This window comes from Stutzerimonas stutzeri RCH2, assembly GCF_000327065.1.
GTDB classification, from domain to species: domain Bacteria; phylum Pseudomonadota; class Gammaproteobacteria; order Pseudomonadales; family Pseudomonadaceae; genus Stutzerimonas; species Stutzerimonas stutzeri_AE.
The window spans coordinates 1,489,051-1,509,813 of sequence record NC_019936.1 but is presented as its reverse complement, the minus strand read 5'-3'; the positions used below and the strand labels follow the sequence as shown (position 1 = coordinate 1,509,813).

The following is a 20,763-nucleotide window of genomic DNA, read 5'->3' as shown; positions in this document are numbered from 1 at the left end:
CGCAGGCGTGGACCGCCTGCGGAAAATTGCACATCTCGCCACCTCTCCAACAATGCCCCAACAATGTGCATGCATGCCTATCTGGCCGCCGCCGATATGGTCCCGAGAAAGGAATGCCGGGCGTTCGCTGATGCACCATTCACGATCACTGCGAGCACCGTTTTCTCGCTTTACACGGTGATGCCGAAACGGCATCGGCTTGCTCGATATTCTCTGCTTCTGCGCACAGCATGACCCGCCAGATACTGCGCTCGCCGACCGCCATTTCGCGTCGGCAGAGCAGGATCGAGCCATGAACCAGTCCCTTTGTGCCCGCCATCTCGAAGCCGCCGCGCTGCCGCTGATCGATATCGCCGGGCTGTTTTCTCCCGACCTTGCCGAGCGCACTGCCGTGGCCGAACGCATCGGCGCGGCCTGTCGCGAGGTCGGCTTCTTCTGCGTCGCCAACCACGGCGTCGACCCGGCGCTACAACAGGCGGTGTTCGAGCAGGCGCGGGCCTTCTTTTCCCAGCCGGAAGCAGGCAAGCGTGCGCTGGACAAGGTGTTCTCGAAGGCCAATCGCGGCTATGAGCCGTTGCGCGGTCAGGTGCTGGAAGCCGGTGCGCCGGCCGATCTCAAGGAAGGCTTCTATATCGGCGAGGAGTTGGCCGAGGACGACCCGCGGGTACTGGCCGGTCGCTTCAACCACGGTGCCAACCAGTGGCCAACCGAGCTTGCGGACTTTCGCCCGACCATGGAGCGCTATCGCGATGCGATGAACGCCCTCGCGGCACGGCTGATGGGCGCCATCGCGCTCTCGCTGCAACTGCCGGAGGAACATTTCGCCGGCTTCTGCCGCGACTCCATGAGCACCCTGCGCCTGCTGCATTACCCGCCGCAGCCGACCAACGCCGCGCCCGGCGAGAAGGGCTGTGGCGCGCATACCGATTTCGGCGGGCTGACGCTGCTTCTGCAGGACGAGAACCCCGGCCTGCAGGTCTGGGATCGTCACAGCAAGAGCTGGATTCACGCAGCGCCCGTGCCCGGCACCTATGTGGTCAACCTCGGCGACATGATCGCCCGCTGGACCAACGACCAGTACCGTTCGACGCTACACCGGGTGGTCAACATTTCCGGGCGCGAGCGCTATAGCGTGCCGTTCTTCTTCAGCGGCAACCCGGACCATCTGGTCGAGTGCCTGCCGACCTGCCTCGCGCCGGGTGAAGCCCCTCGCTATCCCGCGGTGACGGTGGAAGAACACCACCGCGAGATGTACCGGAGGACCTATGGCTGACATCGTCCTCATCCACGGCGCCTGGGCCGGTAGCTGGGTCTGGGACTCGCTCCTCGAAGGCCTGCGCGATGCCGGGCATAGGCCCCACGCGGTCGATCTGCCGGGCAATGGCCACGACGCCGCGCCGCTCGCAGAAGCCTCGCTGCAGCGCTATGTCGAACACGTCGGCGCATTGATCGAGACGCTGCCTGGTCCGATTCAGCTGGTGGCGCATTCCGGCGGCGGCGTCACTGCCACTGCCGTGGCCGAGGCTTATGCCGAGCGCATCGCCGGGGTCGCCTATGTCGCCGGCATGATGCTGCCCAGCGGCATGGGCTTCGGCGAACTCTGCGCCGAACTCGCCCGCGACTTCCCCGAGGTCAGCGGCATCGGCCCTTATCTCGAAGCCGCGCCCGGCGGCAGCCGCGTACCGGCCGATGCCGCCTGCGCGGTGTTCTTTCACGATGCACCGGCACAGGCCGCCATCGCTGCCGCACGCCGCCTGACGGTGCAGCCCGATGGTGGCCGCGATATCGCCGCGCATTGGACGACCGCGCGTTTCGGTCGTCTGCCGCGCTTGTACATCGAAGCCGCGCAGGACCGCTCCGTACTGCCACGGGTGCAACAGCGCATGCAGCAGCTGGTGCCTGGCGCCGAGCGGGTGGTGCTCGATTGCGGCCATGCGCCGCAATTGGCCATGCCCGGCGCGCTGCTCGCTGCCCTGCTGGATTTCTTCGCTCGCCATCCTCATCCCGTGCACTGACCCGTTTATTGCATCGCGCTTATCACGCCGAACCTTCAAGGAGCTTCACCATGTTCAAGAAAACCCTGCTCGCCAGCGCCCTGCTCGCGCTGTTCAGCCAATCCGCCCTGGCCGCCGACAAGGTGCGCTGGCTCAACGACTGGTTGCCAGCCGGCGACAAGGCCGCGATCTACCTAGGTGTCGAACAGGGCCTGTTCGCCGCAGAAGGCATCGACGTGGAAATCGCCAGTGCCCGCGGCGGTAGCGACGTGGTGACCAAGCTGGCCACCAACAGCGCGGACTTCGGCTCGGCCGGCCTGGCCTCGCTGCTGCAGGCCAAGGCCCAGGGCGAGGTGCCGGTGGTCGCCGTCGCGCCGATCTACAACAAGCAGCCGGACGCCTTCTTCACCACCGAGGGCTCGGGCATCGAGAGCTTCAAGGACATCGTCGGCAAGACGGTGGCCACGCCGACCTTCTCTGCCTCCAACGTGGTCTGGCCGCTGCTGCTGGAGCGCAACGGCATCGACCCGGCCAGCGTCAAGCTGCTCAAGCTCGACCCCGGCGCACTGGCGCCGATGCTCGCCACCGGCAAGGTGGATGCCACCATCAACTGGCTGACCGTCGCGCCCGGCTTCGTCCGTGCCCTCGGTGAAGCGGACAAGACGCTGAAGACTATCCCTTGGTCGGAATACGGCTTCGAGGGCTACGGCCTGTCGCTGGTAGCCTCGCAGCGCTTCGTGCAGCGCCATCCCGAGGTCGCGAAGAAGTTCGTCAAGGCCTACCAGCAGGCGCAGAAGAACGCCATCGCCGACCCGGCTGCAGCGGCCGCCGCGCTGAAGAAAATGGTCGCCGAAGTCGACGAGCAGCAGGCCGAGGAGCAATTCGCCGCCTCGGTACCCCTGATGCAGAACGAGATCAGCGCCGCCGAAGGCACCGGTTTCGACGCCAAGCGCCTGGCCACTACCTGGGAATGGGTCGCCAAGGCCCAGGGCATGCAGATCGACAGCCTCGACCCGGCCAGCGCCATCGACACCAGCCTGAGCGAGTGATGCCATGAACGCCGCCGCCCTGCCCGCCACACCGCGCCCCAACATCAGCTTCGACCGGGTCAGCCAGGTCTTCACCTCCTCCGATGGCAGCGAGGTGGTGGCGCTGGACAACGCCAGTTTCGATATCGGCCGCCACGAGTTCATCGCGGTGCTCGGCCCCTCGGGCTGCGGCAAATCCACGCTGCTGCGCATCCTCGCCGGGCTGGTACGGCCAACTCACGGCCAGGTCAGCATCTACGGCAGTCCGGTGGACGGCCCGCGTGACGAGATCGGCATCGTCTTCCAGCGACCGACCCTGCTGCCCTGGTTGAACATCCGCGACAACCTGACCTTCCCAATGCGCCACAAGTACGGTCGCGTCACCGCACAGGAAATCACCCGCGGCGAGGAGTTGCTGGAACTGGTGGGGCTCAAGGAGTTCGGTAACAAGCGCCCGGACGAACTCTCCGGCGGCATGCAGCAGCGCGCGGCGATTGCCCGGGCGTTGCTGCACGACCCGGAAATCCTGCTGATGGACGAGCCGTTCTCGGCCCTCGATGCCCTGACCCGCGACGAGCTGAGCCTGGAGCTGCTGAATATCTGGACACAGCGCCCGAAGACGGTGCTGTTCATCACCCACTCGATTCCCGAAGCGCTGCTGCTGGCCGACCGCATCCTGGTGATGTCGGCGCGCCCCGGCCGCGTGCAGGAAATCATCGATGTCGACCTGCCGCGCCCGCGGTCCATGGAAACCCTCACGGAGCCGCGTTTCAATGAGCTCGCCAACCATATCCGCCGCAAAGTCTTCTCGCGCCATGCCGACCATTAAGCCCAAGGCACTGCACCTGAAGGCGCAGGCCGACCGCTTCGCGCCCTGGCTCGCCCTGCTCGTTCTGCTGCTGGTCTGGGAAGCGGCCTGCCGCCTGCTCAAACTGCCGAGCTTCGTGTTGCCCTCGCCCAGTGCCATATTCGCGGCGACGCAGAAGGTCGGTCTCGGCACCTGGGCCGAGCATATTTTCGCCACCCTGCGGGTGACGCTGATGGGCTACGGCCTGTCGATCCTGATCGGCATCCCGCTGGCCATCGCTCTGGCCTCTTCACGGGTGATGTCGCGCACCCTGTATCCGCTGCTGGTGATCGTGCAGTCCACGCCCATCGTCGCGGTGGCACCGATCATCGTGGTGGTGATGGGCGCTGGTGATCTGCCGCGGGTGTTCATCACCTTCCTCATCGCTTTCTTCCCCATCGTGGTGTCCTGCGTCACCGGCCTACTGGCGACGCCAGAGGAGCTGGTGGAGCTGTCGCGCTCGCTCGGCGCTTCCAAAGCCCGTGAGTACCGCAACATCCGTCTGCCCTATGCGATTCCGCACCTGTTTTCAGCGCTGCGCATCTCCATCACCCTGGCGGTGATCGGTGCGGTGGTCGCCGAGTTCGTCGCGGCGGAAAAAGGGCTGGGCTATTTCATCAACTTCTCCACCTCGATGTTCCAGGTGCCCCAGGCGTTCGCTGCGTTGATGATGCTGGTGGTAATCAGCCTGGTGCTGTTCCACCTGATCGGGTTGCTGCAGAAGGTCTGCTTTCCCTGGAGCCTGCCCAAGGGTGGGCATTGAAACCCACCACCTCTTAATCTCAGTCTGGATAACGCCATGCCTCTCGACGATCTCGCGCTGCTGCGCAAAAGCTTCGACGTCGCCCGCCGCGCACTGGAAAACGGCACCCACCCGTTCGGCGCCATTCTGGTCGGGCCGGACGGTGAGGTGCTGCTGGAACAGGGCAACGCCTACATGCCCGACCATGACATGACCGGCCACGCCGAGCGCGTGCTGATGACACGCGCCTCGACCCGCTACACACCGGAATTCCTCTCGCGCTGCACCATGTACACCTCCGCCGAACCCTGCGCCATGTGCGCCGGGGCCGCTTACTGGGTCGGCCTGGGTCGCGTGGTCTATGGGCTTTCCGAGCGCAGCCTGAAGGACATCACCGGCAACCATCCGGAGAACCCGACGCTGGACCTGCCGTGCCGCATCGTCTTCGACGCCGGCCAGCGCAAGGTCGAGGTGCTCGGCCCGCTGCTGGAAGACGAGGCTGCCGCCCTGCACGAAGGCATCTGGTAGGCAACGCCAGAATCAGGCAAGCGCCCGGCAGGATCGCCATAACGCCGGCACCGCCCTCCGTCGCAACATTCGAACCACGGCGTCACCGACGTCGCCCGAATCCACCTGCGGAGGACAAACCCATGTCGAACATCAACGGCAAAGTCGTACTCATCACCGGCGCCAGCAGCGGCATCGGCGAAGCCACGGCGCGCCTGCTGGCGGCCCAGGGCGCAACAGTAGTGCTGGGCGCGCGACGCCTGGATCGGCTGGAAAAGCTCGTCGCCGAGATCGACGAAAGCGGTGGTATCGCCGCCTGCCGTGCGCTGGACGTGACCAGCCGCGAAGACACCCAGGCCTTCGTCGACTTCGCCGAACAGCGCTTCGGCCGCGTCGATGTGATCGTCAACAATGCCGGGGTGATGCCGCTGTCCCCGCTGGACGCGCTGAAGGTCGACGAGTGGAACCGCATGATCGACGTGAACATCCGCGGCGTGCTGCACGGCATCGCCGCCGGCCTGCCGCTGATGCAGCGCCAGCGCGCCGGCCAGTTCGTCAACATCGCGTCCATCGGCGCCTACGCGGTGAGCCCGACCGCAGCGGTGTACTGCGCCACCAAGTACGCGGTGCGCGCCATCTCCGAAGGCCTGCGCCAGGAGGTCGGCGGCGATATCCGCGTGACCCTGGTATCCCCGGGCGTCACCGAATCGGAACTGGCCGAGAGCATTTCCGATGACAGCGCCCGCTCGGCGATGGACGACTTCCGCCGCATCGCCATTCCGGCCGAAGCCATCGCCCGCGCCATCGCCTATGCCATCGACCAGCCGGCCGATGTCGACGTCAGCGAGTTGGTGGTGCGCCCCACCGCCAGCCTCTACTGAGGACGCCGCCATGACCCTTCGTACAGGCAACACTCTGGCCGTGTTCGGCTCGCTGACCTTCGCCTCGCTGGAAGCAGCCGGCAACGAGCGCCACGAACGTGGCGTCGAGGTGATGGATCACTTGTCCGGCGGCGCCGGGCAACCGGTGCTCGAAGCGTTGCGCGAGGACTATCTCTTTCTCGCCGAGGGCATCACCCAGTACGCCTTGGGCGATGTCTGGGGGCGCAGCGAGCTGGATGATCGCACCCGTCAGCTGGCCGTGATCGCCGCCTTCGCCGCCCAGGGCAATCTGCAGTACATGAAGGTACACGCCGGCTACGCGTTGCGCCTGGGCGTCACCCGTGAGGAGCTGAAGGAGGTGGTCTACCTGACCACCGTGACCGCCGGCTTTCCCCGCGCCATCGATGCCGCTCAGGCATTGCGCGAGGTGCCGGACCCGGCGCCACGCTGAGTTACGCCGTGCTGCGCAGCCGCGCAAGATCCTTCACCGGCGAGGCGCCGAACAGCCGGCTGTACTCGCGGCTGAACTGCGAGGGGCTTTCGTAGCCGACCCGGTAGCCGGCGCTGGACACATCGAGTCCCTCGGCGATCAGCAGCCGCCGCGCCTCCTGCAGGCGCAGCTGCTTCTGGTATTGCAGCGGGCTCATGGCCGTCAGCGCCTTGAAGCGGTGGTGCAGCGTCGAGCTGCTGAGGTTGACCCGCTGCGCCAGTTCCTCGATGCGCAGCGGCTCGACGTAGTTGCGGTTCAGCCATTCGATGGCGCGGGTGACGCGATGGCCCTGGCTGTCGCGCACTGCGATCTCGTGCAGGTGGCGGCCCTGGCGACCGCAAAGCAGGCGGTAGAAAATCTCGCGCATGGCCAGCGGCGCCAGCACCGGAATGTCCTGCGGGCTGGCGAGCAGTCGCACCAGACGTAGCGTGGCGTCGAGCAAAGGCGCATCGATGCGATCCAGATAGACCCCGCGCGCCGGCCCTTCCACGGGCTGGCTCAACGGCGCGCTTTCGGCGACCAGGGTGGCGACCATTGCCGGATCGATATCCAGGCGGATGCACAGGTACGGCTCGCCGGACGAAGCCTCCAGCACACGGCCAGCCACCGGCACGGTGACCGAGACCACCAGATAGTGCAGCGCATCATAGGTGTACAGCTCGTCGCCCAGGCGCACCTCCTTGCTGCCCTGCACGATGATGCACAGCGCCGGCTTGTGCAGCCCGTGCACCAGCTCGCTCGGCGCACTGCAACGGATCAGAAAGAGATCGTCGATGGCGGTGGGATGCATGCCGTCGTCGCGCACGAGGCCATCGATCAGCCGCGCCAGGGCGGCACGCTGGGCAAGCGTTTCCTCGGCGGAATGAAGGTCCATCTGGTTCATTGCAGGCAACCGGCAGGAGCGGAAAGGACGGTCAGCTTAGCAGCCCAGCCCGGCATATGGTCGTCCCGCCCCACCGCGGTGCATCGGCACGACAGCGTTACCGAGTGAAGCACCAAAGCGATGCACCGGCTAACATCGTCGCATGGCCAACCGGTGGCGCAGCTGCCGTGGCCACGTCGCATCTCAATTCCTGACTGCCTGGCCAGCTTTTTGCTACACCCTGGTCATGAAAAACCCAGCGGACGCCTCCATGCCCGATTCCCAGACCGCGCGCCTCCAGCTCTGCGGCATCACCAAACAGTACCCAGGCTGCCTGGCCAACGACCGTATCGACCTGTCGATCCAGCCGGGCGAGATCCACGCCCTGCTCGGCGAGAACGGCGCCGGCAAGAGCACCCTGATGAAGATCATCTATGGCGTGACCCAGCCCGACGCCGGCGAAATCCACTGGCAAGGCGAACGGGTGACGATGCGCGACCCGGCCCAGGCCCGCGAACGCGGCATCGGCATGGTGTTCCAGCATTTCTCGCTGTTCGAGACGCTCTCGGTGGCGGAGAACATCGCCCTGGCACTGGGCGCCAAGGCCGGTACGCCGAAGCAGCTGGAGCCGAAGATCCGCGAGGTCTCACAGCGCTACGGCATGCCGCTGGAGCCACAACGGCTGGTGCACAGCCTGTCCATCGGCGAGCGCCAGCGGGTGGAGATCATCCGTTGCCTGATGCAGGACATCCGCCTGCTGATCCTCGACGAACCGACCTCGGTACTCACCCCGCAGGAGGCCGACGAGCTGTTCGTCACCCTGCGCCGGCTGGCGGCCGAGGGCTGCAGCATCCTGTTCATCAGCCACAAGCTCAACGAAGTGCGCGCGCTGTGTCAGAGCGCCACGGTACTGCGCGCCGGTCGCGTGTCAGGTGAATGCATACCGGCCGAGTGCTCGGACCTGGAACTGGCGCGGCTGATGGTCGGCGATGCCGAGGGGCTGGAAGCCGAATACCCGAAGAGCGAGGGCCGCGCGCCGTTCCTGCGGGTAGAGCGGCTGTCCTGGCACAACGCCGATCCGTTCGGCGTGTCCCTGAAAGAGGTGGACCTGGAGGTACGCGCCGGCGAGATCGTCGGCATCGCCGGAGTCGCCGGCAACGGCCAGGACGAGCTGCTCGCCCTGCTCAGTGGCGAACAGCGCCTGCAGGCCGCACAGGCCATGCGCATTCGTTTTCTCGGTGACGACGTCGCCCATCTGCGCCCCGGCGCCCGCCGTCGCCACGGCATGGCCTTCGTGCCGGCCGAACGCCTCGGTCACGGCGCCGTGCCGAGCATGAGCCTGGCCGACAACGGCCTGCTCACCGCCTATCAGCAGACCGGCATGGTCGAGCAGGGCCTGATCCGCCGCGGCAGGGTGCGCGCCTTCGCCGAACAGGTCATCCAGCGCTTCGCCGTGAAGACGCCGGACGCACAGACCCCGGCAGCAAGCCTGTCCGGCGGCAACCTGCAGAAATTCATCCTCGGGCGGGAGATCCTGCAGCAGCCGAAGCTGCTGATCGCCGCACACCCGACCTGGGGCGTGGATGTCGGCGCGGCGGCGGCGATTCATCGCGCGCTGATCGAACTGCGCGATGCCGGCGCGGCGATTCTGGTGATCTCCGAAGACCTCGAAGAGTTGTTCCAGATCAGTGACCGCATCGCCGCCCTGAGCGACGGCCGGCTGTCGCCACAGCGCGCCACCGCCAGCACCTGTCCGGTCGAAGTCGGCCGCTGGATGGCCGGCCAGTTCGATACCAGCGACACCCCCGTTTCCACCTCTGCCGCCTGACGAGAATTCATCATGCTGTTATCCCTGCAACCCCGCGGCGAGGCTTCACGGGCCATGCTCTGGTTCTCGCCATTGCTGGCGGCACTGCTAACGCTGCTGAGCGGCGCGCTGCTGTTCGCCCTGCTCGGCCACCCTCCGCTGGAAACCCTCAAGGTGCTGCTGATCGACCCGCTCGGCGATCTCTACGGCGTCTCCGAACTGCTGGTCAAGGCGCTGCCGATCCTGCTTTGCGCCCTCGGCCTGGCGGTGGTCTACAACGCGCGCATCTGGAACATCGGCGCCGAAGGCCAGCTGCTTATCGGCGCCCTGGCCGGCAGCGCACTGGCAGTCAACATCATCGACTGGGACTCGCGCTGGGCGCTGGTGCTGACGCTGCTGCTCGGCACACTCGGCGGCGCCGCCTGGGCCGGGCTCTGCGCCTGGCTGAAGACGGCGTTCAACGCCAACGAAATTCTCACCAGCATCATGCTCAACTACATCGCGCTGAACCTGCTGCTGTTCGCCGTGCACGGCCCGCTGAAGGACCCGGAAGGCTTCAACTTTCCCGAGTCCGCGATGTTCGGCGACGCCACCCGGCTGCCCGAGCTGATCGAAGGGCTGCGGGTGCATGGCGGTTTCTACTTCGCCCTGCTGGCGCTGGTGGTGGTCTGGGTGCTGCTGCAGAAGAGCTTTCTCGGCTTCCAGATCAAGGTGCTCGGCCTGGACAAGCGCGCCGCCGGCTTCGTCGGTTTCCGCGACAAGAAGCTGGTGTGGATCGCCCTGCTGATCAGCGGCGGCCTGGCCGGGCTAGCCGGTGTCGCCGAAGTCACCGGGCCGATCGGCCAGCTCGTGCCACAGGTGTCGCCGGGTTACGGCTACGCGGCGATCACCGTGGCTTTCCTCGGCCGCCTCAACCCCATCGGCATCGTCTTCGCCAGTCTGCTGATGGCGTTGCTCTACCTCGGCGGCGAGAACGCGCAGATGGCGGCCAACCTGCCGCAGTCCATCACCCAGCTGTTCCAGGGCATGGTGCTGTTCTTCCTGCTCGCCTGCGACGTGCTGATTCTCTATCGCCCGCGCCTGAAGCTGTGGGCACGCAAGCCCCAGCTCGTCAGCGCCAAAGAGGAGCCAGCCACATGATCGCCCGCGCTGCGCTACTACCCCTTTCACCCGCTGCCTGCCGCTTGAAGTTCGAGGCCTGACCGATGGACATGGATCTGCTGACCAATATCTTCTACGCCATGATCCGCACCGGCACGCCGCTGCTGCTGGTCGCCCTCGGCGAGCTGGTATGCGAAAAGAGCGGCGTACTCAACCTCGGCCAGGAAGGCATGATGCTGTTCGGCGCGGTGATCGGCTTCATCGTCGCCTTCGCCAGCGGCAACCTCTGGCTGGGCGTGCTGTTCGCCTGCCTGGCCGGCGTGCTGCTCTCGCTGCTGTTTGCCATGGTGGCGCTGGGCTTCAACGCCAATCAGGTGGCCACGGGCCTGGCGCTGACCATCTTCGGCGTCGGCCTGTCGTCGTTCGTCGGTGCCAGCTGGGTCGGCAAGCCATTGGCCGGCTTCGAGCCGATCGCCATTCCGCTGCTCAGTGAAATCCCCGTGATCGGTCGCATGCTGTTTGCCCAGGACCTGCTGGTGTACCTGTCCTTCGGGCTGTTTGCGTTGGTGGCCTGGGTGCTGCTGAAAAGCCGCATCGGCCTGATCATCCAGGCCGTCGGCGAAAACCCCAACGCCGCCAGCGCCATGGGCCTGCCGGTGCTGCGCGTGCGCACCCTGGCGGTGATGTTCGGCGGCGCAATGGCCGGACTCGCCGGCGGCTACATGTCGCTGGCGTACACGCCGATGTGGGCGGAAAACATGACTGCCGGCCGCGGCTGGATCGCCCTGGCGCTGGTGGTGTTCGCCAGCTGGCGGGTCAGCCGCGTACTGCTCGGCGCCTACCTGTTCGGCCTGGCCAGCATCCTCCACCTGGTTGCGCAGGGCCTGGGCCTGGCGATTCCCGGCAACCTGCTGGCGATGCTGCCGTATGTGGCGACCATTCTGGTGCTGGTGCTGCTGTCGAGGGATGCGATCCGTACACGGCTGTACGCGCCGGTGTCGCTGGGGCAGCCTTGGCAGCCGGGGCATTGATTTGTCGGGCCGGTTGACTACGCGGAACCAGGCCAGTTGGCGAGTTGCTTGAGAGCGTGGTTTCGCCCTGCTGGGAGAGTTCCTTTTGGCAGTCGCCCGGATGGCCGGCCCCGCCAAAAGGAACCAAAAAGTCTTGCCCCAGCCATCCGGGTCTCGCTACGCGAGACTTCCCTCATGCCATCACCGCTCCGAGGGTCGCCGCGCAAGGGCCATCTATGGCCCTTTACGGGGGGACGCCTAGTTCTCTCGCGGCATCCATGCCGCTCGCCCCTCTGCGCAGCGATTCCATTCGGCCTCCTGAAAGGGGCGTTTGGTATCGCCTGATGGTTTGTGCAAAAAAATAGAACCAAAACAAACCGCGAGATCTTCCAGGCAACTCGGTCTACGTTCCCGTCAGGAGGCCGAGTGGAGGCGTTGCGCAGGGAGACGCGAGGCAGGACGCCGAGCGAGGAACGAAGGGGCAGGGACGCCCCTTCGTGACGGCCCGCGGAGCAACGCCGGAAGGAGGGAACCCCGGCGCAGCCGGGGCCGGATGTCGGGCGCGCTTTCTCTTTGGTTACTTTCTCTTTCGCGCGAGCAAAGAGAAAGTGACTCGGCCGAGGGGCCGAAACCAAAAGTGTCAGCACACTCGGTAATTGTCCTGAATCGAACCGTCAAAGCGCCCGTATCCGCTGTGAACCACTGGCAGCCACGCTCGACATGCCAGCAACGACACCCAGCGCTCAGCAGCTTCTCAATCCAAGGTGTACTCAAACGTACTCACCACCCGCAGCCGTTTTCCCACGGTCCGCCCGCTGTCCATATCGCTGCCATCGTCATCGATCACCCGAATCACCCCCTGGTTGGCGTTCTTCAACCGCCCCAGCGTGGCGCCAGCATCATCGGCGAAACGCGTCGCCTGCTCACGGGCATTGCTGGTGGCGGCTTCCAGCAACTGCGGCTTCAGTTCGTTGAAGCCGCGCAGCTGATAACGCGGCCCGGCGAAGCCGTTCACCTCGGTATCCAGCTGAACACCTGCCAAGATCAGCGGATCGATGGCATTGGCCGCCTTGCCCACCGCGTCGACGCGCTCGGACTTGACCAGCACCTGGCCCTGACCGTTGAAGCGCAGCGCCACATCGCGCGACGCCCATTCACGCGCCAGCAGGTCCTGTACCTGCAACGGCCGCACCTCGAGTTCCTCATCGCTGAAGCCCTGCTCGCGGAGGAAATCCAGCACCCGCTGGCGATCCTCGCTCAGCCCCTTCTGCACCTCGGCGAACTGATCGCCACCACGGCGAAAACCCAGCGTCCACACCGCGAAGTCGCTCTTCACGTCCATCTCCGCCAGCCCCTTGACCGTCACCGTGCGGTCGGCCATGCGGAAACGCTCAACGCCCTGCCCCACCGACCAGCCGGCGAAGGCCACTGCCGCGGCGATCAACGCCGCCGGCAGAAATCCGATTCGTGCTGTAGCCACCTGCTTCTCCCTATAGGAATAGACCGAATGCGCATGCTACTCCTGCCATGGGCGAACGCCAGTGAGGCGCTCAACCGCGGCCCAGGCGCTGCAACGCCTCCAGCCGGAAGGCGATGTGCTGCTCCAGTTCGCTCAGCTCGCGCGCCAGCCGCGCGCGCTGCTGGGTATCGGCGCAGGCATCCAGCCGTTCGCGCAACGCGGCACGTTGCGCCAGCAACTCCACCTCCCGTGGCGGCACCCCGGCGCTCTTCAGCACCGAGAACGGCAAGCGCAAGCCCGGCGGCGTCTGCAGCCAGCCTTCGTCCATCACCAGCGGTTCGCCTTTTTCCTGCACGCCGCGCTGCCATCTGGCGATATCGCGGGCTATGCGTTGTTCGATGTCCTGATCGCTCATGACTCGCGCCCTCTTCTACCTGCCCCGTCATGAAAACCCAGCTGCGAGGCTTTGTCAGCGGCCGGCAGACGCCAGGTCATTGGCACGTCGGTTGCGTCGCGTCTGTATGATTGCACCCCGCGCGATGCGAACTTTTGCCGCAGCGTTCATTCTTTTGCTTAGCGCCACCGCTACCGATCCGAGGAGCCACCCCTTTGCCCAGTCTCAACCTGCAGATTCTTATCGCGGCCTGCCTGGGTGTCGCCATCGGCTGGCTGACCGGCACACTGCCGACCGACGCGCCGGTACGCGAGGGCGTGCTCTATGCCAGCACCCTGGCCGGGAGCATCTTCATCGGTCTGCTGAAGATGGTGCTGATCCCGCTGATCTTCACCTCCATCGTGGTCGGCGTGGCCAACCTGCAGGCGCATCACCAAGTGCATCGGGTCTGGGGCGGCGCGCTGGTCTACTTCACCCTCACCACCAGTGCGGCGATGCTGGTGGCGCTGGTCGCGGCGAACCTGTTCAAGCCGGGCGCTGGACTGTCGCTGGATCTGTTCGCCGAGGCGATGAACGACTTCGAGGCGCGTCAGCTGACGCTGCCGGAGTTCTTCCTGCACTTCTTCGCCAACCTGTTCCAGAACCCCTTCGCCGCGCTGGCCAACGGCAGCATCCTGGCCGTCGTGGTATTCGCCATGTTCATCGGCATCGCCCTGGTGGCCGGCGGCGACCGCTACCGGAATATCCTCGTGGTGCTGCAGGAATTTCTCGAGCTGATGATGCGCATCATCAGCTGGATCATGCGCCTGGCGCCGCTCGGCATTCTTGCCCTGCTGATCAAGCTTGTGGCCGAGCAGGATGTAGCGCTACTGAGCGCCGTCGGCGGCTTTATCGCGCTGGTGTTCGCCACCACGCTGTTCCACGGCACCGTGGTGCTGCCGGGCATTCTCTTCCTGGCCACGGGCAAATCGCCACTGTGGTTCTTCCGTGGAACCCGCGAGGCGCTGATCACGGCGTTTGCCACCAGCTCCAGTGCGGCGACATTGCCGATCTCCCTGCGTTGCGCGGAGGACAACCTCAAGGTGCGCCCGGGCATTGCCGGCTTCGTGCTGCCGCTTGGTGCGACCATGAACATGGACGGCACGGCGCTCTACGAAGCCGCCGCTGCGCTGTTCGTCGCCAATCTGATGGGTATCGAGTTGAGCCTGGCGCAGCAGGCGGTGGTGTTCTTCACCGCGATGATCGCCTCCACCGGCGCGCCGGGGATTCCCAGCGCCGGCATGGTGACCATGGTGATGGTGTTGCAGGCGGTCGGCCTACCGGCCGAAGCGGTGGCGATCCTGCTGCCCATTGACCGCCTGCTGGACACAGTGCGCACGGCGGTCAACGTCGAGGGCGACATTATCGGCAGTGTGGTAGTGCAGCGTTTCGCTGATCGCGCCTAGCAGGCTGTTGAAAAACTACCTGCGTTGCCATCGCGGCGTTAAAAACAGGCAAAAAATGCTCATTTACAACTCGTAAACTGCGCTTTTTCGCCTGTTTTTGCCTTGCGGTGGCTGCCTCGCCTACGTTTTTTCAAGAACCTGCCTAAGAAGAACCCCGCGCAGCATCAGGTCGACGACTCCTTGCGGGTCTTGGCGATCAGTTCCGGGTCGATGCCCCAGCATTCGTCCAGGTACCAGTCCTCGCCGAACATTTCTGCCGGATGCTGGGTGCGGCCCGCGCCGTTGCCACAGGCCATCGAAGTTGCCGGGCAATAGCGGTCGCAGCCCCAGCACACACGTTCGGGGTGGGAAGGTTCGAGGGGAAATTTCTTGGCCATTGCGGGTGCCTTTTCTGGCGTTGTTGCAGTGGCCACAGGCTAAGCCTCCTCGCCGTCGCCAGACTTGATCACACTCAAGAACGACCGGTATCGGCGCACAACAACTGTATGCACATACAGATAATGATTGCCTGAAGCGCCTTTTGTGCACATGCTTCGCGCCATCGACCGCTGCCGTCACAGCCTCCATGCAACTCTATCTCTGCGAAAAACCTTCCCAGGCCCGCGACATCGCCAAGGTGCTCGGCGCCAACCGGCGTGGCGACGGGTGCCTGCAGGGCGCGGGGGTGACGGTGACCTGGTGCATTGGCCATCTGCTGGAAACCGCCCCGCCGGACGCCTACGACCCGCGCTACAAGCGCTGGGTGCTGGCCGACCTGCCGATCGTGCCGGAACGCTGGAAGATGCTGGTCAAGCCGAAAACCGCCAGCCAGTTCAAGGCGGTCAAGCGCCTGCTCGGCGAATGCAGCGAACTGGTGATCGCCACCGACGCCGACCGCGAAGGCGAGATGATCGCCCGCGAGCTGGTCGAGCATTGCCGCTATCGCGGACCGATCCGCCGGTTATGGCTGTCGGCGCTGGACGATGCCTCGATCCGCAAGGCGCTGGCCGCGCTCAAGCCCGGCGCCGAGACCTTCAACCTCTACCACGCCGCCCTTGGCCGCTCGCGTGCCGACTGGCTGATCGGCATGAACATGAGCCGGCTCTTCACCCTGCTCGGCCGCCAGTCCGGTTATCAGGGTGTGTTGCCGGTCGGCCGGGTACAGACGCCGACGCTGCGCCTGGTAGTCGACCGCGACCGCAGCATCGCCGACTTCATCCCGGTGCCGTTCTGGGCCATCGATGTGCAGTTGCTCGCCGATGGCACCGCCTTCACCGCGCAGTGGCAGGCGCCGGATGACTATTGCGATGATCAGGGCCGCTGCCTCGATCAGGCCCGTGCACAGCAGGCTGCCGAAGCCATGCGCAACGCCGCCTGCGCACGTCTGCTGAAGCTCAAGACCGAACGCCAGCGCGAGGCGGCGCCATTGCCTTTCGATCTCGGCACGCTGCAGGAGGTCTGCTCGAAGAAGCTCGGCCTCGGCGCTCAGGAAACCCTCGACATCGCCCAGGCGTTGTACGAAACCCACAAGCTGATCACCTACCCGCGCAGCGACTGCGGCTACCTGCCGCTGAGCCAGCACGGCGAAGCGCGGGCAATCGTCGCAGCGCTGGCTCAATCCGATCCAACGCTCGCCGCGCTTGAGCCGCATCTGGACCTGTCGCGCCGCTCACGGGCCTGGAACGACGCCAAGGTCGGCGCTCACCACGGCATCATTCCCACCGCAGCAGTGCGGGGTCTGGAACGTCTGTCCGGGCGACCGCGTGCGGTGTACGAGTTGATCCGCGCGCGCTATCTGGCGCAGTTTCTGCCCAACCACGAGTACGACCGCACCCAGGCCGACTTCGACTGCGCCGGCCAGGCGCTACGGGCGGTGGGCAAGCGCATCGTCGAACCGGGCTGGAAACGCGCCATGCCCGAAGCGCTGGCGCCGGCACGGGGCAATCGCGAGGCGCCCGCGCCGCAAAGCCTGCCGACCCTGCAACAGGGTCAGGATTACGCGGTGGGCGAGATCAACCTCAAGGACCAGCAGACCCATCCGCCGAAACCCTTCACCGAAGGCGACCTGATCAAGGCGATGAAGAACGTCGCCAAGCTGGTGGACGACCCGCGGCTGAAGCAGAAGCTCAAGGACACCACCGGCATCGGCACCGAAGCGACCCGCGCCGGGATCATCCAGGGCCTGCTCGACCGCGGCTATCTGCTTCGCCAGGGCAAGGCGCTGGCGGCGACACCGGCGGCGTTCAGCCTGATCGATGCCGTGCCGCGGCCGATCGCCGACCCCGGGACCACGGCGATCTGGGAACAGGCGCTGGACATGGTGCAGAGCGGCGAGATGCCGCTGGAAGAATTCGTCGCCAAACAGTCGGCGTGGATGAGCAAGCTGGTCGAACGCTGCGCCGGGCTGCGCATGACCATCAGCGGCCCGCCGGTGGCCGCGGGCCGAGGGGGAAAACCGTGGAAAAAGAAACGCAGCGCCGCGCCGCGCAAACCGGCTCGGCGACGCAAGCCGGCCGCTGCGGACTGAGCAGCGGCTAGCCCGTCATTCAGTCCTGGCTCAGCTGGGGGTGGCGTGGGAGCGGTTTAGACCGCGAATGCCTTCACCGAGCCAGACCGATACGAGCAGCAGCGCTAGTGAACCTCCAGCACCTCATAGCTCTGTCGTTGGCCATTGACCTGCAGTTCCACCTCATCGCCCACCTGACGCCCCAACAGCCCGTGACCCAATGGCGAACGCGGCGAGATCACCAGAATCTCCCGGCCTTCATGCTGCAGCTTCAGCCCCGCGGCATCCGGGCCAAGGAAGAACCAGCGTTCGACACCATCATGCTCAAGACAAAGCAGCGCACCGACCCGCACGCACTCGTCCGAGCCCATGGTCGGCTGCAGGTTGCGGTAGGCGGCAAGCGCCGTCTCGATCTCGTGCAGGCGCCGTCTTTGCCCGTCAGCGAGGTAGGCGGCTTCCAGGCCGCGGGTGTCGTACTTGTTCTCGGCCTTGCTCTCGGCATGGGTCGCGGCCTCGTGGGTCGCGGCCAGCACAGCCTTGGCGACCTCGCGGTCGGCTTCGAGGGTGGCGATGATCTGCTGCTGAAGGGCGGTCTTGTTCATGGGCCAGGCTTATAGCCGGATGGCGCGCCGAAGGGAATGGCGGCGTCGCTGTTCAGCGCTGCTCCTGCCTCGATGACCTCATCGGCGAGCCAGGGATTGCGGCCCTCGGCGATCCACTCCAGCGTGTCGCGCCAGAAACCGTTGCGGTGCCGGTCATGGAACAGGCCGAAATGGCCGATGCGCTCGAAGCCCATCGCGCGTGGATTGAGCTGCACCAGCTGACGCGGGCTGTTGCGAAAGTAACCCAAGCCCCGACGCATGGCCGCTGGCGTGGCGAACTCGTCATCGCTGGTGCTCACTGCGAGGATCGGCGCGCGGATCGCGGCGAAACGGCTGAACAGCAGCTTGTGCTCGGTGGATGGATAACTGTCTTCCAGCCGCGCGCCGCGCCGCGACCATTCCAGCGCGACACCCGCCGGCAGGTCTTCCAGCCAGCCGAAGCGGCGTCCGGGAAAATAGCCAACCAGGCGGGTCACCGCGGGCATGAACAGATGCCACTTGGCGTACATGCGCAGGCGCTGCTGGGCGGCGTAGTCGCGCCAATAGGCGTACTGCCCGGCAACGTTCAGATATCGATCCACCTCGCTGGCGGCTTCGGCAAAGCCCGGCATGAAGCCGCCGGCGCTATGCCCCACTGCGACCAGCAGCCCGTGCGAATCGCGTTCACGCATGTAGCGCACCGCGGCATCGAAGTCGAACTCGCCCCAGTCGCGCCAACGCATCCGCATGTCGCGCAGGCGCTGCGGCCGCGAGCCACCGATGCCGCGAAAATCGTAGGTCAGTGCAGTAAAACCGTGCTCAGTGAGAAAGCTCGCGTAGCGCGCGTAATAGCGCGACAGCACGCCGGTCGCGCAGCTGATGATCACCGCGCCGCGCGCCGCACCGTGCGGACTCCACAGCTGCGCAGACAGCGTATAACCGTCGCGGCAACGCAGGGAAACGGATTCGGGCATGGCAAGGACCTTTCGAATTGTTGTGCCGCCACCTTGCCGTGCAACGCGCTTTTTTGCCATAACCTGCCGGCACCTTTGCGCAGCGGCCGCAGTCTGTTTATGACAGCCGCATTACCACTGCAGCCAGGTGGGCTGCAGCGCAACACCTCATCGTGGTTTCCACTGACATTACCGCCCCGAACGACTGCGCCGACGCGCTGAGGATCGCTGGCGGCGCGGAGAAAATGCATGACCGGCGAACAGCTGATCGTCTTTGGCGTACTGGCAGCAACGCTGGTGCTGTTCGTCTGGAATCGCTGGCGCTACGACCTGGTCGCCCTCGGCGCGCTGCTTGCCTGTGCGCTGACCGGCGTGGTGCCGGCTGACGAGGTGTTCTCCGGGATCGGCCATCCCGCGGTGATCTCGGTGGCCGCGGTGCTGGTACTCAGCCGCGGACTGCTCAATGCCGGCGTGGTGGACTCGGTGGCGCGGCGCCTGATGCAGGTCGGCGATCGGCCATGGGCGCAGGTCGCCGCGCTGACTGGAATCGTCGCGCTCAGCTCGGGCTTCATGAACAACGTCGGCGCGCTGGCGCTGTTCATGCCAGTGGCAATCTGGATGTCGCGCCAGAGCGGCCGCTCACCCTCGTATCTGCTGATGCCGCTGGCGTTCGGTTCGCTGCTGGGCGGCACTCTGACGCTGATCGGCACCCCGCCGAACCTGATCATCGCCGGTTACCGCGCCGAAGCAGGCGAGGCCCCGTTCGGCATGTTTGCCTTTCTTCCGGTGGGCGCCGCGGTGACGGTCGCCGGCGTGCTGTTCATCGCGGTGCTCGGCTGGCGGCTGGTGCCGCGGCGGCAGGAACAGGAAGGCAACGGCGATCTGTTCGAGATCAGCGCCTACCTCACCGAAGTGCGCGTGCCGGAAAGCTGCAAATACGCCGGGCGCACCCTGCACGCGCTGATCAATGCGGTGAAGGACGAGGCCGATGTGCAGGTGATCGCTCTGGTACGCGGCGACGAGCGCCAGCGCATGCCGTCCACCTACGAGGTGCTGCGCGAGGGTGACATCCTGCTGGTGGAAGCCGACTCGGACAGCCTCAAGGCGCTGCTCGACGTCACCGGTGTCGAGCTGGCAGCCAATGTCGACGAGCACGACGAGGCGACTCAGGCCGAGCAATTGGAGACCGAGCAGGCCGTCGAGGAGGAACGAGCCCGAAAGAGCCACAAGAGCCGCCATGGCGAGCTGACCCTGGCCGAAGCCATCGTCTCGCCACGCTCCATGCTGGTCGGCACGACCGCCAGCGGCCTCGACCTGCGTGAGCGCCACGGCGTCAACGTGCTGGCCGTCGCCCGCCAGGGGCAGCGGCTGCGCCAGCGGCTCGGCCAGATCCGCTTCGCCGCCGGCGACATCCTGCTGCTGCAGGCCCGCGAAAACGCGCTGCAATCAAGCCTGAACAGCCTGGGCTGCCTGCCGCTGGCCTCCCGCGGACTGAGCATCACCACCCCGCGCAATGTACTGCTGGCCAGCGCCATCTTCGCCATCACCCTGGCGACCATCGCCTTCGGCCTGGTTCCCGCCGCCACCGCGCTAGTTACCGGGGCGTTGGTGATGATCCTGGTCGGGCTGATTCCTCTGGGCGGCATCTACGAAAGTATCGACATGCCCGTCATCGTACTGGTCGCGGCCATGCTGCCGGTCGGCCAGGCGCTGGAAACCAGCGGGGGCTCGCAGCTGATCGCCGAAGCCCTGCTGGGACTGGGCCAGTCGCTGCCGCCAGCCGGGACGCTGGCGCTGCTGATGGTGGCGGTAATGCTGATCTCCAATGTGGTCAACAACGCCGCAGCGGCGGTGCTCGCTGCCCCCGTGGCGATCAGCCTGGCGCGCGGCATGGACGTGTCGGTCGATCCCTTTCTGATGGCCGTGGCGATCGGCGCGTCCTGTGCCTTTCTCACGCCCATCGGCCATCAGTCCAACACGCTGGTGATGGCGCCGGGCGGCTATCGCTTCGGTGACTATTGGCGGCTTGGGCTGCCGCTGTCGATTCTGGTGGTGCTCTGCGCCGTGCCGACGATCCTCTGGATCTGGCCGCTATGAGCAACCGCGGGAATCCCGGTCGTCGAGCGTCTGGCGGGTTCTCAGACTACTACCAAGGCGGAGGGGAAATTCGCCCATTG

General features: G+C 65.9%; 20 protein-coding genes. 14 read left to right on the top strand and 6 right to left on the bottom strand.

The genetic code is table 11. From position 1 onward, the window contains the following. The first annotated feature begins 292 nt into the window (after positions 1 to 292). The 8 genes from PSEST_RS06830 to PSEST_RS06795 all read left to right on the top strand — a co-directional run bounded on the left by PSEST_RS06830 (position 293) and on the right by PSEST_RS06795 (position 6,450). Complete coding sequence (locus PSEST_RS06830; protein ID WP_015276267.1) at positions 293 to 1,273, top strand: isopenicillin N synthase family dioxygenase; 981 nt, start codon at positions 293 to 295, stop codon at positions 1,271 to 1,273. Next, positions 1,266 to 2,015, top strand: coding sequence for an alpha/beta fold hydrolase (locus PSEST_RS06825; RefSeq protein ID WP_015276266.1), 750 nt, complete (start codon positions 1,266 to 1,268; stop codon positions 2,013 to 2,015). The genes PSEST_RS06830 and PSEST_RS06825 overlap by 8 nt, the downstream gene beginning before the upstream one ends. 50 nt (positions 2,016 to 2,065) lie before the next feature. Continuing rightward, positions 2,066 to 3,043, top strand: coding sequence for an ABC transporter substrate-binding protein (locus PSEST_RS06820; RefSeq protein ID WP_015276265.1), 978 nt, complete (start codon positions 2,066 to 2,068; stop codon positions 3,041 to 3,043). Positions 3,044 to 3,047: 4 nt separating this feature from the next. After that, positions 3,048 to 3,851: an ABC transporter ATP-binding protein gene (locus tag PSEST_RS06815; RefSeq protein ID WP_015276264.1), complete on the top strand. Its 804-nt coding sequence runs from the start codon at positions 3,048 to 3,050 to the stop codon at positions 3,849 to 3,851. Next, complete coding sequence (locus PSEST_RS06810; protein ID WP_041756522.1) at positions 3,838 to 4,632, top strand: ABC transporter permease; 795 nt, start codon at positions 3,838 to 3,840, stop codon at positions 4,630 to 4,632. Before PSEST_RS06815 ends, PSEST_RS06810 begins: the two co-directional genes overlap by 14 nt. A gap of 36 nt (positions 4,633 to 4,668) precedes the next feature. Next, positions 4,669 to 5,139 (top strand): nucleoside deaminase, encoded by a 471-nt coding sequence (locus tag PSEST_RS06805; protein WP_015276262.1) that lies wholly within the window; start codon positions 4,669 to 4,671, stop codon positions 5,137 to 5,139. A gap of 122 nt (positions 5,140 to 5,261) precedes the next feature. Then, positions 5,262 to 5,999: an SDR family oxidoreductase gene (locus PSEST_RS06800; RefSeq protein ID WP_015276261.1), complete on the top strand. Its 738-nt coding sequence runs from the start codon at positions 5,262 to 5,264 to the stop codon at positions 5,997 to 5,999. Between the two features lie 10 nt (positions 6,000 to 6,009). Then, positions 6,010 to 6,450: a carboxymuconolactone decarboxylase family protein gene (locus PSEST_RS06795; RefSeq protein ID WP_015276260.1), complete on the top strand. Its 441-nt coding sequence runs from the start codon at positions 6,010 to 6,012 to the stop codon at positions 6,448 to 6,450. A gap of 1 nt (position 6,451) precedes the next feature. Here PSEST_RS06795 and PSEST_RS06790 read toward each other — a convergent pair whose 3' ends face one another. Further along, the gene (locus PSEST_RS06790) at positions 6,452 to 7,372 is read right to left on the bottom strand and encodes an AraC family transcriptional regulator (protein ID WP_015276259.1); all 921 of its coding nucleotides are present in this window, start codon (positions 7,370 to 7,372) and stop codon (positions 6,452 to 6,454) included. Between the two features lie 250 nt (positions 7,373 to 7,622). Here PSEST_RS06790 and PSEST_RS06785 point away from each other — a divergent pair, with 250 nt between their 5' ends. From PSEST_RS06785 to PSEST_RS06775, 3 genes are all read left to right on the top strand, one after another. Beyond that, positions 7,623 to 9,179: an ABC transporter ATP-binding protein gene (locus PSEST_RS06785; RefSeq protein WP_015276258.1), complete on the top strand. Its 1,557-nt coding sequence runs from the start codon at positions 7,623 to 7,625 to the stop codon at positions 9,177 to 9,179. A gap of 12 nt (positions 9,180 to 9,191) precedes the next feature. Beyond that, positions 9,192 to 10,298 carry an ABC transporter permease gene (locus tag PSEST_RS06780; RefSeq protein WP_015276257.1) on the top strand — a complete coding sequence of 369 codons (1,107 nt, stop codon included), beginning with the start codon at positions 9,192 to 9,194 and terminating at the stop codon, positions 10,296 to 10,298. A 65-nt stretch (positions 10,299 to 10,363) separates the two neighbouring features. After that, a complete protein-coding gene (locus PSEST_RS06775; protein WP_015276256.1) occupies positions 10,364 to 11,290 on the top strand; it encodes an ABC transporter permease in 927 nt (308 codons plus the stop codon). Positions 11,291 to 12,023: 733 nt separating this feature from the next. On the opposite strand, the gene PSEST_RS06770 is transcribed toward PSEST_RS06775, so the two are convergent. Next, on the bottom strand, positions 12,024 to 12,749 hold the full coding sequence (locus PSEST_RS06770; protein ID WP_015276254.1) for an SIMPL domain-containing protein: 726 nt from the start codon (positions 12,747 to 12,749) through the stop codon (positions 12,024 to 12,026). A gap of 70 nt (positions 12,750 to 12,819) precedes the next feature. Next, the gene (locus PSEST_RS06765) at positions 12,820 to 13,143 is read right to left on the bottom strand and encodes a hypothetical protein (protein WP_015276253.1); all 324 of its coding nucleotides are present in this window, start codon (positions 13,141 to 13,143) and stop codon (positions 12,820 to 12,822) included. A gap of 194 nt (positions 13,144 to 13,337) precedes the next feature. On the opposite strand from PSEST_RS06765, the gene PSEST_RS06760 reads away from it, so the two are divergent. Further along, entirely contained in the window at positions 13,338 to 14,567 is a 1,230-nt protein-coding gene (locus tag PSEST_RS06760) for a dicarboxylate/amino acid:cation symporter (RefSeq protein WP_015276252.1), read from the top strand. Between the two features lie 164 nt (positions 14,568 to 14,731). Here the strand turns inward: PSEST_RS06760 and PSEST_RS06755 are convergent, their stop codons facing one another. Beyond that, positions 14,732 to 14,944 (bottom strand): DUF3079 domain-containing protein, encoded by a 213-nt coding sequence (locus tag PSEST_RS06755; protein WP_003283903.1) that lies wholly within the window; start codon positions 14,942 to 14,944, stop codon positions 14,732 to 14,734. 188 nt (positions 14,945 to 15,132) lie between these two features. Here PSEST_RS06755 and PSEST_RS06750 point away from each other — a divergent pair, with 188 nt between their 5' ends. Then, positions 15,133 to 17,073, top strand: coding sequence for a DNA topoisomerase III (locus PSEST_RS06750; protein WP_015276251.1), 1,941 nt, complete (start codon positions 15,133 to 15,135; stop codon positions 17,071 to 17,073). A gap of 104 nt (positions 17,074 to 17,177) precedes the next feature. Here the strand turns inward: PSEST_RS06750 and PSEST_RS06745 are convergent, their stop codons facing one another. Further along, on the bottom strand, positions 17,178 to 17,654 hold the full coding sequence (locus tag PSEST_RS06745) for a GreA/GreB family elongation factor (RefSeq protein ID WP_015276250.1): 477 nt from the start codon (positions 17,652 to 17,654) through the stop codon (positions 17,178 to 17,180). Beyond that, complete coding sequence (locus PSEST_RS06740) at positions 17,651 to 18,607, bottom strand: alpha/beta fold hydrolase (protein ID WP_015276249.1); 957 nt, start codon at positions 18,605 to 18,607, stop codon at positions 17,651 to 17,653. Before PSEST_RS06740 ends, PSEST_RS06745 begins: the two co-directional genes overlap by 4 nt. Positions 18,608 to 18,835: 228 nt before the next feature. On the opposite strand from PSEST_RS06740, the gene PSEST_RS06735 reads away from it, so the two are divergent. Next, complete coding sequence (locus tag PSEST_RS06735; protein WP_015276248.1) at positions 18,836 to 20,683, top strand: SLC13 family permease; 1,848 nt, start codon at positions 18,836 to 18,838, stop codon at positions 20,681 to 20,683. Positions 20,684 to 20,763: the final 80 nt, after the last annotated feature.

What these genes read in the sequence shown, in the direction of transcription:
- PSEST_RS06830 (WP_015276267.1), top strand. Translation starts at nt 293, where the DNA reads ATGAACCAGTCCCTTTGTGCCCGCCATCTCGAAGCCGCCGCGCTGCCG.
- PSEST_RS06825 (WP_015276266.1), top strand. Translation starts at nt 1,266, where the DNA reads ATGGCTGACATCGTCCTCATCCACGGCGCCTGGGCCGGTAGCTGGGTC.
- PSEST_RS06820 (WP_015276265.1), top strand. Translation starts at nt 2,066, where the DNA reads ATGTTCAAGAAAACCCTGCTCGCCAGCGCCCTGCTCGCGCTGTTCAGC.
- PSEST_RS06815 (WP_015276264.1), top strand. Translation starts at nt 3,048, where the DNA reads ATGAACGCCGCCGCCCTGCCCGCCACACCGCGCCCCAACATCAGCTTC.
- PSEST_RS06810 (WP_041756522.1), top strand. Translation starts at nt 3,838, where the DNA reads ATGCCGACCATTAAGCCCAAGGCACTGCACCTGAAGGCGCAGGCCGAC.
- PSEST_RS06805 (WP_015276262.1), top strand. Translation starts at nt 4,669, where the DNA reads ATGCCTCTCGACGATCTCGCGCTGCTGCGCAAAAGCTTCGACGTCGCC.
- PSEST_RS06800 (WP_015276261.1), top strand. Translation starts at nt 5,262, where the DNA reads ATGTCGAACATCAACGGCAAAGTCGTACTCATCACCGGCGCCAGCAGC.
- PSEST_RS06795 (WP_015276260.1), top strand. Translation starts at nt 6,010, where the DNA reads ATGACCCTTCGTACAGGCAACACTCTGGCCGTGTTCGGCTCGCTGACC.
- PSEST_RS06790 (WP_015276259.1), bottom strand. Translation starts at nt 7,372, where the DNA reads ATGAACCAGATGGACCTTCATTCCGCCGAGGAAACGCTTGCCCAGCGT.
- PSEST_RS06785 (WP_015276258.1), top strand. Translation starts at nt 7,623, where the DNA reads ATGCCCGATTCCCAGACCGCGCGCCTCCAGCTCTGCGGCATCACCAAA.
- PSEST_RS06780 (WP_015276257.1), top strand. Translation starts at nt 9,192, where the DNA reads ATGCTGTTATCCCTGCAACCCCGCGGCGAGGCTTCACGGGCCATGCTC.
- PSEST_RS06775 (WP_015276256.1), top strand. Translation starts at nt 10,364, where the DNA reads ATGGACATGGATCTGCTGACCAATATCTTCTACGCCATGATCCGCACC.
- PSEST_RS06765 (WP_015276253.1), bottom strand. Translation starts at nt 13,143, where the DNA reads ATGAGCGATCAGGACATCGAACAACGCATAGCCCGCGATATCGCCAGA.
- PSEST_RS06755 (WP_003283903.1), bottom strand. Translation starts at nt 14,944, where the DNA reads ATGGCCAAGAAATTTCCCCTCGAACCTTCCCACCCCGAACGTGTGTGC.
- PSEST_RS06750 (WP_015276251.1), top strand. Translation starts at nt 15,133, where the DNA reads ATGCAACTCTATCTCTGCGAAAAACCTTCCCAGGCCCGCGACATCGCC.
- PSEST_RS06745 (WP_015276250.1), bottom strand. Translation starts at nt 17,654, where the DNA reads ATGAACAAGACCGCCCTTCAGCAGCAGATCATCGCCACCCTCGAAGCC.
- PSEST_RS06740 (WP_015276249.1), bottom strand. Translation starts at nt 18,607, where the DNA reads ATGCCCGAATCCGTTTCCCTGCGTTGCCGCGACGGTTATACGCTGTCT.
- PSEST_RS06735 (WP_015276248.1), top strand. Translation starts at nt 18,836, where the DNA reads ATGACCGGCGAACAGCTGATCGTCTTTGGCGTACTGGCAGCAACGCTG.